The following is a 12,939-nucleotide window of genomic DNA, read 5'->3' as shown; positions in this document are numbered from 1 at the left end:
CCGGTACAGCCGGTACGCGCAGGTCCCGGCCGCCACGCTCGTCATGCTGGTGACACCCAGCGCCATCTTTGCCAACATGGGTCTTGCCTCCAATGCGAGGTAAGGCCCGCCCGGGAATCTCTTGCCGGAGACCGGGCGGGCCACTTGAACAGGGAAAAAGAGGTCAGGCGCTCTCTTCGTCGTCGCCTTCGAAGTAGTCGACCTCGTCGACCTCATCGGCGTCCTGGTCCAGGGCGTCGTAGTCCACTTCCATCTCTTCGAAGTCGACGTTGTAGACGTCGGCCGGCTTCTCGCGCTCCGGGACCTCGTCGAGGTTGATCGGTTCGCTGCGGAGCTCGGTGACCGTGCCCAGCTCGGTGCAGAACTTCACCAGCTCGGCAATGTCCTCACTGCTGCTGTAGGGAGCGCGGACCCGCACCGGTTCGCGGCTGCCGTCCCTCTTGGCGTAGGCGGTACCGGCCAGGTTTTCCGAGATCTTGTCGGCGAACGCCCCCATGTCCCGCATCCCCTCACCCAGGCACATGTCCACATACGACGCGGTGTCCAGCCGGAGCGCGATCTTGGTCGGGAACAGACCCCGCATCGGGACGTGTTCCTTGGTCGGCTCCTGAGTCGCCGCGACGATCCGACCGCCGACCGCCCGGTACTGCGTGAGCCCCTTGGAAATCATCTTTCCGAACGGCACCGTGATCTCCCGGATGGCGTACTCAGTCATCCCCGCCAGCTCATCGCAGACCAGCAGCTCCAACGGGGTCTCCCGCGACGGGGTGAAGTCGCGGACCCCTTGGCGCCCGAGTTCGAGCTTCCGCTCGTCGAGGACGGCGGTGTAGGCCTCCATCAGCTTCAGGCCGTCTTCGTCGTTGTCGGCGAAGGCGTGCAGCATCTCCCGGCCCTGGCTGAACTCCATGCCGCCTTTGGGGTCGATCACCCACACCCGCGCCAGGCCGGTGCGGATCAGCGGGGCCAGCGCCCGCAGCAGCGCCCACAGCCAGGAGCCTTTGCCCGCACCGGTCGCGCCACCAAACAGCACGTGCAGGTCGCGTTCCAGCAGGTTCAGGGTGAAGTCCCGGCCGTACTCATCCCTGCCCAGCACCAGCCGCGTCAGGTCGACCTCGGAGGCCGATTCGACCAAGGGCGGCAGCGGGACGTACATCTCGTCGAAGGGTTCGCGCCGTTGGAAGTCCAGCGCGAGCTTGCCGGGCTTGATCAGTCGCACGTTGGTCGAGCGAGCCCGGAACGAGTTCGCCAGTCGGTTGATCACTTTCTCGTAGTCCTCCGGTTCCTGGCCCTTGGCCATCCGAACGGTCACCGTGTCCCAGGACCACGTGCTTTTCACCCAGGTCACGCGCGGAACGAGCGTGTTGCCCTTGTGGTCGTGCTGGGTGAGGTTGCAGGCGGTCATGATCCGCAGCCATTGGCGCCGGTAGGTCCACCAGCGGCGCCACCACGCCCGCAGAAGGCGACCGGCGAAACGGTCGAAGGTCGGCCGGTCCAGCAGCCGCCAGGAGATCCCGGCCAGAACGGCGATCCCCACGGCCCACACCATGGTGTTCAGGCCGAACCAGTACACCGCGGTCGAGGTCAGCGCCGCCGAGCTCGACGTCCGGGGATGGCCGGCCACCTGCCGGATGCCCCACCGAATCGGAGACGTGTTCTCCGCACCCACCCGTGTGTCCCGCATTGCCGTTCACCTTCCTTGCAGGCAAAAAGAAACCGGGGCACCGAACCGTGTGAGAGGTTCGGTGCCCCGGCCGAGCTTGTGCCGGATCAGCTCCGGCGTTGAGTCATTTCCATCTTCGCGACCAGGTCGCCCACCGCGTTGCGCGTCGTGTTCATGGCAGCGCCCATGCCCTGGGGGACACCGAACTGCTTCAGGGTGTTCACCAGATCCAGCATCGCCGCGTCGATGCGCTTGACCGAGTTGTGCAGTTCATCGCCGAGTCGGATCATTTCTTCACGTATCCCTTCGCCACACTCTGACCGCCCTTTTCGGCGATCCCGTCCCGAACCCCGTACAACGACTCCAGGGCCTTGTCCGCGAGCTCCTGGATCTCGTCGACGTCCTTCTTCTGTGCCACGTTCCGCTCCAGGTACCCGACCTTGATCAGCTCATGGGCCAGCGCGTCGAGGTTCTCCCCGATGCGCTTCAGCCGGGCAACAGCGGGCGAGTTCTTCCGCCGACCGATCGGCAAATTCACTTCAGCCATAAAACTCAACCTCCTCAGGCAACGGTTCGTAACGTCGGTAATCGTCCATGAACGGGGGAAACCACGGCGGATCTTCTACGGGTACCCGGGACCGCTCGTACTTGTCGGGAATCCGGGGTCGCGCGTCTTCGTCGGTCTCGTCACTCACGCCGATCTCCTCTCAGTTGAACGTCAGGTTGCCGTTGAAGGTGTGCACGTCGATCCGGCTCTCCGCCTCGCCGAAGTCGAGGTTGACCACGCTGGAGTCCCGGCGCGTGAAGGTTCCGGTCGTGCGGTTCCTGCGAACCTGGCTGGCCTGCACGCGGATGCTCTTCTGGTTCTCGTTGTTCACTTGCTCCGTCCTTCCGTCGAATGTCCGATGCATCCCGAGTCGTCGTGGAATCCGAAAACGCCCATCACCGATCACCGTCCTTCGGGTGCGCGAAGTCGTGCAGCGCCACCTGAAGCCTCATCAGCTCACCGTTCGTGTAGTTCTCCAGCGCCGGAAACCCGTGGTTCTCCAACGCCTTTCCGACGTCGTAGAGCAGTCCGATCGTGAACCGCGAATCACTGCCCCGACCGGAAACGTCCGCGCCCCTCATCGATCCGTTCGCGACCACCGTGCAGATCACCGCCCATCACCCTCGCGACCACAACTTGCAGAACTGATCCTGCGAGTGCCGGTACTGCCGGTACCCGCCGATGTGGCACGCCGGGCAGTACTGCAAACCCAAAGACAACATCCGAAAACCGTCCTTTCCTATTGGAGTCCATCAAGACCCCCGGAATACCCGGAAAACCAGGAAGCCGGGGGCCAACAAGGCCTCCCCGACGCGTTGAATTCGCGCCGAAAAAGGCATAGCTCGGCCCACTATGTAATAGTCAAAGAACAAACAGCCAGAACGGCTAGAGAAAAGAATTCAGAGGGAAGAGGGTCAGCCCGCGAGCTTGACGCCGGTCGCCTTCCACGCCAGGCCCGACATGGTGCGGCCGTTCAGCTCGTTCTCCCAGTGCGAGATGCGCGGGTTGATGAACTCCACGATCGCGCCGTCCGGGATCTCGTCCTGGGGCTCGGTCTCCAGCGTCACGCGGATCTCGTCGCCCTTGCCCGCTCGGGTGCCGTCCGCCTTCTTGTGGGGCTTGGCGTGCACCGAGATCACGAACTGCGGGGCGCCCTCGAAGTCGGTCACCGGCTCGAACTCGCCGGTCTTCTCGTTCTTCCGCATCTTGACCTCCGGCTCCTCCAGCACCATGAGTCGGTAGCCCTCCAGCATCACCGGGATGTTCCGCAGCATCTCTGCCTCCACAAGTTGGCTTAGTTGGTTAGTTCGCTAGCGAACCAGCGATGTGACCAGATTACACACCGGGTCGGGGTCGCGCAAGAGGGTTCGCTAGCTAACTACCAAACTTTCTGCCATAATGGCCATATGCAGGAAGAACGCACCGTAGGGACCGTGCCGGTCCATCATCAGATCGCGGACGAGCTACGCAGCCGGATCGCATCCGGGGAGCTGAAAGCCGGTGACAAGCTGCCGACCGTCGCCGAGCTGGCCGAGGAGTGGAACTGCGCTCCGCTCACCGCGCGGAAGGCCATCGAGGTACTGCGAGAGGAGGGACGGATCACTGGCGGTCGAGGCAAGGCGCCGACAGTTCGCGAGGCGACAGCCCGAACTCCGATCATGCTCGCCGACGGCTGGACGCAGAAGCAGAAGGACCTGGTGTTGCGTCCTGCCGAGGAGCGCAAGGTCATGGGGGCTATCGAGCTCACGGCCGGGATTCCGATCGCAGAGTGCGACTCGACGGCGAAGTACAGCGAGACGAAGGCTGACGCCGAGCAAGCGGAGATCTTCGATCTGCCGGTCGGTACCAAGCTGATCGAGCGTGTGTACGAGATGACCCACAAGAAGACCGGCGCCCGGGTGTCGTGGAGCGTCTCGTACATCCCGCGGCAGTACATCGAAGCGAACCCCGAGCTCCTGGACGACAGCAACGAGCCCTGGCCGGGTGGGCATCAGCACCAGCTCTACACGGTGGGAATCGAGCTCGCGCAGTTCGCCCGTTCGGTGATCGCGGTGCAGCCGACTCCTGGTGAACGCCAGAAGTGGGCGATGGAGCAGGGAACGCCGATGCTCCACGCTCGAAGCAAGTCAATCGACATCGACGGCCGGGTCGTTGAGTACTCCGAAGCTCGCTACCCAGCTGATCGCACGGAGATCAGGATGGTGGAGCATCTGAAGCGGTGGACCCCGGAACAGCTCGCGGAAGCGGCAGAGACGGCTGGTGACGCGTGAAGCGACCGGAAATTGACCCAGCTCTTGGGCTCGACCTCGTTGAAGAGCGCACGCTGAGCAAGAAGGACCTGAGCGTCAGCATCGTGATCCCGGCCCACAACGAGGAGGCGACGATTGCTCAGGTTGTCAGCGACGCATACGCCGGGCTCGACGTACTCGGCGTATCCGGGGACGTGGCCGTCAGCGCGAGCGGATGCACGGACCGAACCGCCGACCTTGCGACCAAGGCGGGAGCAAAGGTCGTAGAAGCGCCGGCCGGAAAGGGTGCAGCGATCAGCGCTGGTCTTGCCGCGACGTCCGGAGATGTGGTCTGTCTGATCGATGGCGACCTTCAGTACTTCGGCAACCCGCCGCTGAGCGCGCTTCTCGTCCGCCCGATCCTCGACGGCATCGCGGATGCGGTGGTTTCCGATCTCTACTGGCGGCCCCTGTACCCGCAGCTGTGGCTTCACGGCTTCTTTGCGCCGGTTGCAGGCGCCCTCTTCCCGGAGCTGATCGCGAAAGTCGGCTCTACGCCGTGGTCTGGGCAGCGGGCTGCGCTTCGGCACCTGTGGCCGACCGAACTTCCGAACGACTTCATGGTCGATCTCCAGCTGCTCCTGCATTGGAACCGCCACGCGATGCGACTCCGCCCCGTTCTGGCCGACGACTGGACCAACCCGCAGCGGCCGAAGCCGGAGCTAATGGCAATGGAGCTGGACGTTCTTCTTCGGCATGCCGTCGCAGAAGGCCGGCTTACTGAGTCGAAGGTGCCCGCGGTCCGTGAGTGGTACGAGCTCGCCCACCAGGCCATGGCTGAGTACCGCCCGGACAGTGACGACCCGCAGGAGTTCGAACGGACGTTGCTGAAGAGGTCGCTCGATGAGCTTCACCGCTGCCTGGCGGCGTCGTAGCCGCTGCATCTCCAACAGAAGACGGCGCTGTTTGGTACCAGCCAAGCAGCGCCGTTTCTGTTCGAGCTCAGTCTTCGGCGTCGATGACGAACGGTTCGCTCGTCTCAACTTGAAGAGCGCAGGCCAGGCTGTTCAGTTGCTCTGCCAGCTGCTTGCGTTGCTCCTGGGAGTACCGTCCGCCGCCCAGCTCGAACGCTGCTTCGTCAAGTGCCCATTGAGCCGCACGGGCCTGTGCCGCTAGCCCGGATGCCAAACCCTCGCCGAGTGAGCACAAGGCATCAACCCCTTGAGCTGCAAGCCGCGCGTCGGATGCCATCTCTACCTCCCAACAAGGCAATCGAGGCAATCAGGGTATTGCCTGCGTATAGAGGCAAGCAAGGCAGCGCCAACCGTTCGGGGCATTAACCATGAGTGCGTGACGGATGACGACTCGCCGCTGATTTCGAGCACCGAGCTGGCTAAGAAGCTGGGCTTGGCGCGGCGAACCATCTCGCACTATGCGAAGCAAGGGCAGATCACGCCTGCCTTGATCACGCCTGGTGGTCAGTACCGATGGCGCTATGACGACGTGGTAGCCGAGATGCGTGCACTGGCGGAGAAGCGCCGGCACGAACACGAGTAGCCGCGGCAGGAGCCCAGCGGCGGGCCGATCCCGGTCGAGCGGGTGAGTTCAGGAGTTCGCTTGGCGGTTGCGGACCAGATAGCGCACCAGCATGGCGCCATCCTCGGTGAGGACGGAGGCAAGCTCCAGGTTGACGGGATCGAGCTCAGGGCCGGTAGCGATCCGTTCATGTGCGCCGCTGACCAGCAGTGGAGAAATCGTCAGCCGTAGCTCGTCGACCACACCAGCAGCCAGCAGTCCTCCGAAGAGGTGCGGTCCTCCTTCGCAGTCAATCCGGTTCAGCCCGCGTTCAGTTAGTGCCTCTACCGCAGTGGCGAGATCAACGGAATCTTCTCCGGTGATCAGCAGTTCGGCCCCGGCCTCTTCCCATGCCTTCTGCTTCGCCAGTGGCGCGGAGGCGCAGGTAATCACCAGTGTTGGAGTAGCCGCCTCAGTGATCACCGGCGCATCGGCGGGCAGCGACCGTCCAGTAGTGACCACCGCAGTCGGCGGGATGTCGCGCAGCCCGTGACGCCGACGACGTTCGAGTGTGGCCTCGTTCGGGTGCACACCGCGGAACTCCTCGACCATCGCAGTTGTCGCACCAACGATCAGCACGTCGGCGAGATCGCTACCGAGCTGGAGCACCTTCTGGTCAGCTGGGCTCGAGAGCTGGCGGGCGCGACCGCCGACCTCGACAGCCCCGTCCGCGCTGGAGACGTAGTTGACGGCGAGCCAACGGCGCGCTTCCGGGTAGGTGTAGAGCTGCTCCAGGCGCTCGTCGTCGATCTCGGCGGGCGCCGGCCAAATCTGCTTGATCACGAGATCCACTCCTGCGCCTGAACCGGGGTCCTCGTGCCGTTGACGCAGGCGACCATCTCCAGGGTGCGCCGGGTCTGCAGGGCCTGGTGCACGCGGAACATCGCCGCACCAGCCCGCGCCGCGAGCGCCGTGGCCGCCAAGGTGCCGATGAGCAGGTCGTCTCTGTCGTCCGGAGTGAGGTCGAGGCTTTCCCGCACGAACGTCTTGTTCGACAGCGCCATTAGGACCGGCCAGCCGGTTGCCACGATCTCCTTCGTACGAGCGACGAGGGCCAGGTGGTCATCGGTGTTCTTGCCGTATCCGGTGCCGTCGATGAGGATGCCGTCGCGCGGAACCCCCTTGGACTCGGCGAGCTCGGCGAGCCGCACCGTCTCATCCACGACGTCCCGGACGACGTCTTCGTAATCCGAGCGGACAGGCGTAGAGCGGGGAGCTCGGGGGGAATGGGTGCAGATGTATCCGGCGGAGTGGGTTGCTGCGACGTCGAGGATCTTGGGGTCAGCTGCTCCCCACGCGTCATTGATGATGTCGGCGCCAGCCCGGCAGACTGCGTCCGCTACCTCGTGTCGCCAGGTGTCGACGCTGATCAAGACGTCTGGGTATGTGGCCTTGATCCACTCAACGGTTGGCAGGACCCGGCGGATCTCTTCTTCGGTGTCCACCTCTGCACCGGGGCTGGCGGTCACTCCGCCGATGTCGATCACGTCTGCACCCTCGGTGACAGCTCGTTCGACTGCTGTCTTTGCCGCGTCTTCCTCGAAGGTGGCACCACGGTCGTAGAAGGAGTCGGGTGTGCGGTTGACGATGGCCATCACCAGGGCCCGGTCGCGAACAACTCTCCGGCCACGGAACGTGAAGTCGAATGCGCTGGCGCCAAGATCCTGCACAGGCCCGGTCCTTCCTGCGATAGCTGCCCGAGCTGCAACCTCCACCGCCGGGTTGCCAGCTCAAGTGCGGGCAGCGATCAGTCTGCCACCATCCGTACCCGAGCCAACACGGGTGAGTCCCACAAGCCTCGAACTGGCGATCATTCAAACTGGTGTTCTACCCTCGTGGCATCGGCGAGGTGGGGAAGACCGAGTCGATCACGCGGGCCGGTTGCGACACCCGAGCAGCGCGGCCCGCTCTGACTTCTTCACCGAGCAGGGGGCGAGCGTGACTACTCGGGCTCAGTACGAACGTCGTCACGCGGATCAGAAGCTGATGCAGTCCGCCGCCGACAGGGTGCGCGAGAAAGCGATGCCGAGCTTCCTCTGTGGCGGAGAGGCTGGTTCGATCATTCCGGGAACCGATCGCCACCTCCCGGCTCTCTTGGAGGCCCTTGCCTATGCGGCTGGGCGGGGAACGCTCGGTCGCTGGGTGCACGCCGAGGCCGTGGCTCTCTCGAAGGCCATCCTCGAAGCTCCGCAGCGCTAGCCGTGGCCGCAGTCCGCGTGTGTCTAAACTTTCTCTACTTCATCAAGGGCGGCCCCTGCGGGGCCGCCTGCCTGCTGCATGCGAGCCCAACCACGGCCGCCGCCCCGCTGTCTGCGAGCCCGGTCCAGCCGACCGCCGGCCGGGCGTGCGGCTGGCGCCGGTCCCGGCAGGCGGTCGGCGGACCGGCCGCGAGCGGTGGGGCGGCGGCCGTGGTTGGGCGCGAGCGGAAGGCAGGCGGCCCCACAGGAGCCGCAGAAGTAGAGCGCTTAGACCACGGGCGTCCTGACTGCACGTGGTCGGCTGGGCGAGCCGCTGAAAACGATGCTGGGCACGTAAGCAGGGGGTCACCTTCACTCTTCCGTTGGAGCCATTCGCAACGCGACGCACGGGGTTTCCTGGTTGTGGTCTCTTTAGCGATTGCAAAACACATACGTGATCATCGACCAGCTATGATGTCATCATGCCGGAATTCGAATGGCGCGGGGATGATATCCACTTCTATGATGCACCCGAAGCCTCTTCTCTAACAAATATCCAAGGGCAATACTGCGAAATAGAGATGCCTTCTTTCCTTGTCGAGGAGCTCGACCTTCAACGCCTTCAAGAATTAATCAAAACCCACCCGTCGATTTCGAGGGCGGCTATACTTTTCTCGGATATGAACTGGAGCTTGGAATTCGAAGCCGCTGGGCAAATTTCCCTCGAGATGGCCATCAGGAATGCTATTCCTTTTCCGAGAGAAACGTTCGAGTCTATATGTTCTGCGACGTTTTCTAATATTGGCGGCATCGTGAACCATGCCTTCCCCGAGCCATTGATGGGAGCGGAGGGCTTGTGGATCGCTTCGATCACCCTGCTTGATCACTCGCTGACCGTGCGCCAAGCTCGCGATAAGGCCAAAGAACTCACCACCGAGGTGTCCATTTCTCAGGGTGATAATGGATTGCCCACGCGAAGCTTCGTGCTCCATGCGTTGCGCTCCGGAGATTTGGATCGCATCATTGGCCAAGAAGAAAACTCATGGCTTGAATTCAAATCATATGTAGATCTGTCTCACGAAGCCAGCAAGGTAGAGCTAGCACAAGACGTAGCTAGGTTCGCCAACGCCGAATCTGGTGGAATTCTTGCGATCGGGTTCCGGACCGAAAAGGTCAATCGAAAAGATGTGGTCGCGAAAGTGACGCCGATAAAGTTTGACTCGGGGATTCAGGAGAGAGTGCAAGGCATAATCGACCAACGTGTTTACCCGCCGATGCGAGGGCTGGAGATTTTTAAAACGCCTCAAAAGGGAGATCTTTGCGTGCTCTCGATTGTGGTGCCACCGCAACTTGAGCATGAGAAGCCGTTTCTGGTCCATGGCGCTATTGTCGCAGGAAAGACTGAGGGCGTATTCTTTTCGGTCGTAAGGCGTCGCGGGGAAGGATCCATTCCAGTAACCGCACGCGAGGTGCACAGCATGTTGGCTGCCGGATACGGAATTCTTCGGCGCTCAAAGGAATAGGAAGCGGAGGCCTCAACCGTGTTCACTGCCGCTCCTGGTTGATCCTGCAACGATATGTCGCCAGTGCTTTGGCCAGTCGGGCACGAGCGATCTTCGCGTCCCGGTCATCGGCGTCACGTCCGATGTGTGCGCAAGCGCCGTCACTTGCGGCTTTCACCCGAAGCTTGGCTTTCTCCGTCTCATCCACGCACCGACCATCCCCAACAACTCTAAGACCCGAACGAGCTACCCTCTAGAGCTGCGGGGTCGGAGGACAGCGGATTGCCAAGATCCAGTACGAAGCCCCCACTTTACCCCCACAAATCAACGTCAAACGTCCACTGCTATCGACCGATGACAAGTGTTCACTTTCGCAAAAACGCCTGGCCATAGTGGGTATCGGCAAGCATAGTCAGACGACGGAAGATGACTTCGTCTAATCCTTAGGTCGCAGGTTCGAGTCCTGCTGGGGGCGCAAGCCGCAGGGGTTGATCTCGTTCGAGATCAACCCCCACTTTACCGCCGCGCGGTCGAGTCCGGGCCGATCCGAGGTCGGGGTGCTCAGCGCCTGGTCTCGTACCTGGTCAGGAGCACGCCGTCGGGGAACGTCCTGGTCTCCACCAGGGTCAGGTTCACCCAGTTGTCCAGAGCCGCGAAGAACGGTGTGCCGCCACCTACCAGGACCGGGTGGGTGACGATCATGTACTCGTCGATCAGCCCGGCCCGCATGGCCGCTGCGGCGAGGGTGGCGCCGCCGATATCCATGGGGCCGCCGTCCTCGGCCTTGAGCCGGGTGATCTCGGAAACCGCGTCGCCGGTGACCAGGCGGGTGTTCCAGTCGACCGTGCTGGTCGTCGCGGAGAACACCACCTTCGGCATGTCCCGCCAGCGGCGGGCGAACTCGATCTCCGCCGGTGTGGCACCCGGCTGCTGGTCGGCGGTCGGCCAGTAGGAGCTCATCGTCTCCCACAGCTTGCGCCCGTACAGCGCCAGGCCTGTCGCCCCCACCCGGTCGGACCACCACTGGAACAGCTCGTCGCTCGGCTCGCTCCAGCCGAGGTCGTCACCGGGCGCAGCGATGTAGCCGTCCACGCTCAGGTTCATGCCGAAGGTCAGTTTTCGCATGGTGCCAGCCTCCCGAGAATCTCGGCGTATGGACCAGCACGGCGCGGAAAAATCATCGGTCAGGCCACACCGAGGGCCGGTTCAACACCCCGCCGAGCGGATGTGCGTGCGAAGGGGAACCACGTCCTGAGCCCAGCTTTCAGTCGCCGGTGCTGCGGTCGGGGTTGCTCAGGTCTCCTGTTCCGGGGGTTCCGGGGGCGAGGCCGTAGCGGAGGTGGACGGTGCCCTTCGTGCCGGCTGCCGGGGGTTCGAGGAGGGTGAGGTTCGTGGGGACCGCGCCGCTGTCGAACACCTTCTTCCCGGCCCCGAGCATGAGCGGGTGCAGCCAGAGGTCGAGGACGTCGAAGAGCTTCTCGCGCAGGAGGGTCTGCACCAGGTTCAGGCTTCCGACGACCTTGACGTTCTCGTGGCGGTCGCGGATCTCGCGGACCTCGGCTGCTAGATCTCGGCCGATCTGGGTGGACCCGGCCCACGAGAGGTCGGGCTTGCCGCGGGAGGCGACGTACTTCGGGATGCTGTTGAAGAGGGTGGCGATATCGCTGTCCACACCGCCTTCCTGGTGCGGCCAGAAGGCGGCGAAGATGTCGTACGTCCGCCGGCCGAGCAGGAGGGCGTCCGTGCCCTCGTACGCGGCGCCGATCTGCGCGCCGGTGGCCTCGTCCATCAGCGGTGCCTGCCAGCCGCCGAACGTGAACCCCACCGGGTCCTCGTCGGGGCCGCCGGGCGCCTGCCCGACGAGGTCGAGGGTTGCGAAGAGCTCGATCTGGATGCGGCCCATTCCTTGCTCCTGATGAATCGGTCGGCTCGGTCAGCAGGTAGGACGTGCGTGCGTCGGAGAACTCATCGGAACCGTCCACCGAAAATCTCGCAGTCGTTCGTCGAAATCGGGGCCCGCCGTTCGATGCGTTGACGACGCAGTCGACACGAAGGAGACGACGAGATGGGCAAGGTCACCACCGGAAGCACGACGATGTCGCTCGACGGTTACATCGCCGGCCCCGGGGAGAGCGGCTTCGACCTGCTGTTCCAGTGGTACGGCAACGGCGACGTCGAGCTCCCGTCGGCCAGCCCCGACGTGCCCGCCTTCCGCATCTCAGCGGAGAGCGCGGAGCTGGTCGAGGCGGAGTGGGCGAACACCGGCGCACTGGTCGTCGGCAGGTACCTCTACGACATGACCGGGGCCTGGGGCGGGCGCCACCCGATGAACGTGACCACGGTCGTGCTCACCCACCAGCGCCCCGGCGACCGTCCGGTGGACGACGAGGACTTCGTCTTCGTCACCGGCGGCATCGAGGCCGCGGTGGCGAAGGCGAAGGAGCTGGCCGGGGAGAAGGACGTCGTCGTCAACGGCGGGCAGATGGCCCGGCAGTGCCTGGAGGCCGGTCTGCTCGACGAGGTCGGGATCGAGCTGGTGCCGGTCGTGCTGGGCGGCGGGAAGACGCTGTTCGGGGAACTCGGTGCGACGCCGGTGGAGTTCGAAGGGCCCGTCGTGGTGGTCGAGGGCACCGGCGTCACGCACCTGCGCTACCGGGTCAAGAAGTAGGCCGGCCGCCGAGCAGATCCCCCGGCGTTCTCGGAGCTTCTCGGCCGCCGTGTTCGGCAGTAGGTTCGTCGGATGCAGCGCGAGAGCATCGCAGTGCGGGTCGGGTGGATCTTCCTGGCGGCGATCAGCCTGGGAATCCTGGGATTCGGCGCGGCCGTGGTGGTCGCACCGCCAGCAGGTGATGCGCTGTTGTACCGCGCGGACGGGCTGGCTTCGATCGGGGTCGGCCTCTTCGGGGGAGCGCTCGTGCTGGTGCCGTTCCGGCGTCGAGAGCGGTGGGCCTGGTGGGTGCTGTGGTTCTACCCGGTGTTCTGGGTGGTGCACCTGGTCGGCCAGTTGCCGCCCGGGCAGGACCACGTCCACCAGGTGGTCTTCATCGTGCTCTCGCTCGCCGGTCTGCTGGTTCCGGTCCGCGAGTTCTTCCCGGCCAAAGCTCGTTGACATGCCTGAACAACGGCATTGAAGCCGCCATGCAGAAGTGCGCCAACGCGCCGCCGAAACCCCGCACATCCCGAAAGCGGGCGCCCGGTCGGGGTCGTGAGCACTTTGGGGTGCTCTAGCGCCCCAAAGTGCTCACGACCT

Annotated in this window: 18 protein-coding genes; 6 read left to right on the top strand and 12 right to left on the bottom strand. The window is 64.0% G+C overall.

The features are described from left to right. Positions 1 to 163: 163 nt before the first annotated feature. From ABTZ89_RS25535 to ABTZ89_RS25505, 7 genes are all read right to left on the bottom strand, one after another. Positions 164 to 1,681 (bottom strand): FtsK/SpoIIIE domain-containing protein, encoded by a 1,518-nt coding sequence (locus tag ABTZ89_RS25535; RefSeq protein WP_351049081.1) that lies wholly within the window; start codon positions 1,679 to 1,681, stop codon positions 164 to 166. A gap of 86 nt (positions 1,682 to 1,767) precedes the next feature. Beyond that, positions 1,768 to 1,950, bottom strand: coding sequence for a hypothetical protein (locus tag ABTZ89_RS25530; protein WP_351049078.1), 183 nt, complete (start codon positions 1,948 to 1,950; stop codon positions 1,768 to 1,770). Next, positions 1,947 to 2,207 carry a hypothetical protein gene (locus ABTZ89_RS25525; RefSeq protein WP_351049075.1) on the bottom strand — a complete coding sequence of 87 codons (261 nt, stop codon included), beginning with the start codon at positions 2,205 to 2,207 and terminating at the stop codon, positions 1,947 to 1,949. Before ABTZ89_RS25525 ends, ABTZ89_RS25530 begins: the two co-directional genes overlap by 4 nt. Then, on the bottom strand, positions 2,200 to 2,355 hold the full coding sequence (locus ABTZ89_RS25520) for a hypothetical protein (RefSeq protein WP_351049072.1): 156 nt from the start codon (positions 2,353 to 2,355) through the stop codon (positions 2,200 to 2,202). The genes ABTZ89_RS25525 and ABTZ89_RS25520 overlap by 8 nt, the downstream gene beginning before the upstream one ends. 12 nt (positions 2,356 to 2,367) lie before the next feature. Further along, positions 2,368 to 2,538, bottom strand: coding sequence for a hypothetical protein (locus ABTZ89_RS25515; RefSeq protein ID WP_351049069.1), 171 nt, complete (start codon positions 2,536 to 2,538; stop codon positions 2,368 to 2,370). Between the two features lie 64 nt (positions 2,539 to 2,602). Then, positions 2,603 to 2,818: a hypothetical protein gene (locus ABTZ89_RS25510; RefSeq protein ID WP_351049066.1), complete on the bottom strand. Its 216-nt coding sequence runs from the start codon at positions 2,816 to 2,818 to the stop codon at positions 2,603 to 2,605. 303 nt (positions 2,819 to 3,121) lie between these two features. After that, a complete protein-coding gene (locus tag ABTZ89_RS25505) occupies positions 3,122 to 3,481 on the bottom strand; it encodes a hypothetical protein (protein WP_351049063.1) in 360 nt (119 codons plus the stop codon). A 132-nt stretch (positions 3,482 to 3,613) separates the two neighbouring features. Between ABTZ89_RS25505 and ABTZ89_RS25500 the strand changes: the two genes are divergently transcribed. Further along, a complete protein-coding gene (locus ABTZ89_RS25500) occupies positions 3,614 to 4,477 on the top strand; it encodes a GntR family transcriptional regulator (RefSeq protein WP_351049060.1) in 864 nt (287 codons plus the stop codon). Beyond that, the gene (locus ABTZ89_RS25495) at positions 4,474 to 5,370 is read left to right on the top strand and encodes a glycosyltransferase family 2 protein (RefSeq protein ID WP_351049057.1); all 897 of its coding nucleotides are present in this window, start codon (positions 4,474 to 4,476) and stop codon (positions 5,368 to 5,370) included. Before ABTZ89_RS25500 ends, ABTZ89_RS25495 begins: the two co-directional genes overlap by 4 nt. A gap of 67 nt (positions 5,371 to 5,437) precedes the next feature. On the opposite strand, the gene ABTZ89_RS25490 is transcribed toward ABTZ89_RS25495, so the two are convergent. Then, positions 5,438 to 5,686, bottom strand: a complete 249-nt coding sequence (locus ABTZ89_RS25490) for a hypothetical protein (RefSeq protein ID WP_351049054.1) — start codon at positions 5,684 to 5,686, stop codon at positions 5,438 to 5,440. Between the two features lie 99 nt (positions 5,687 to 5,785). Here ABTZ89_RS25490 and ABTZ89_RS25485 point away from each other — a divergent pair, with 99 nt between their 5' ends. After that, complete coding sequence (locus tag ABTZ89_RS25485) at positions 5,786 to 5,992, top strand: helix-turn-helix transcriptional regulator (RefSeq protein ID WP_351049051.1); 207 nt, start codon at positions 5,786 to 5,788, stop codon at positions 5,990 to 5,992. Between the two features lie 48 nt (positions 5,993 to 6,040). Here the strand turns inward: ABTZ89_RS25485 and ABTZ89_RS25480 are convergent, their stop codons facing one another. Together ABTZ89_RS25480 and folP are read right to left on the bottom strand one after the other, a co-directional pair. Then, positions 6,041 to 6,793 (bottom strand): dihydrofolate reductase family protein, encoded by a 753-nt coding sequence (locus tag ABTZ89_RS25480; RefSeq protein WP_351049048.1) that lies wholly within the window; start codon positions 6,791 to 6,793, stop codon positions 6,041 to 6,043. Further along, positions 6,790 to 7,605, bottom strand: a complete 816-nt coding sequence (gene folP / locus ABTZ89_RS25475; RefSeq protein ID WP_351049084.1) for a dihydropteroate synthase — start codon at positions 7,603 to 7,605, stop codon at positions 6,790 to 6,792. The genes ABTZ89_RS25480 and folP overlap by 4 nt, the downstream gene beginning before the upstream one ends. Before the next feature lie 1,064 nt (positions 7,606 to 8,669). Between folP and ABTZ89_RS25470 the strand changes: the two genes are divergently transcribed. Next, positions 8,670 to 9,710 carry an AlbA family DNA-binding domain-containing protein gene (locus ABTZ89_RS25470; RefSeq protein ID WP_351049045.1) on the top strand — a complete coding sequence of 347 codons (1,041 nt, stop codon included), beginning with the start codon at positions 8,670 to 8,672 and terminating at the stop codon, positions 9,708 to 9,710. A 540-nt stretch (positions 9,711 to 10,250) separates the two neighbouring features. Here ABTZ89_RS25470 and ABTZ89_RS25465 read toward each other — a convergent pair. Both ABTZ89_RS25465 and ABTZ89_RS25460 read right to left on the bottom strand, forming a co-directional pair. Then, positions 10,251 to 10,814, bottom strand: coding sequence for a dihydrofolate reductase family protein (locus ABTZ89_RS25465; protein WP_351049043.1), 564 nt, complete (start codon positions 10,812 to 10,814; stop codon positions 10,251 to 10,253). 139 nt (positions 10,815 to 10,953) lie between these two features. Next, the gene (locus ABTZ89_RS25460; RefSeq protein ID WP_351049040.1) at positions 10,954 to 11,592 is read right to left on the bottom strand and encodes a dihydrofolate reductase family protein; all 639 of its coding nucleotides are present in this window, start codon (positions 11,590 to 11,592) and stop codon (positions 10,954 to 10,956) included. Positions 11,593 to 11,754: 162 nt separating this feature from the next. Here ABTZ89_RS25460 and ABTZ89_RS25455 point away from each other — a divergent pair, with 162 nt between their 5' ends. Continuing rightward, complete coding sequence (locus ABTZ89_RS25455) at positions 11,755 to 12,357, top strand: dihydrofolate reductase family protein (protein WP_351049037.1); 603 nt, start codon at positions 11,755 to 11,757, stop codon at positions 12,355 to 12,357. Positions 12,358 to 12,429: 72 nt separating this feature from the next. Then, positions 12,430 to 12,798 (top strand): hypothetical protein, encoded by a 369-nt coding sequence (locus ABTZ89_RS25450; protein ID WP_270950515.1) that lies wholly within the window; start codon positions 12,430 to 12,432, stop codon positions 12,796 to 12,798. Positions 12,799 to 12,939 lie beyond the last annotated feature (141 nt).

It is taken from the genome of Saccharopolyspora sp. NPDC002686 (assembly GCF_040295745.1).
In the GTDB taxonomy this organism is placed as follows: Bacteria; Actinomycetota; Actinomycetes; order Mycobacteriales; family Pseudonocardiaceae; genus Saccharopolyspora; species Saccharopolyspora oryzae.
This window is presented reverse-complemented; position numbering and strand designations above follow the sequence as displayed.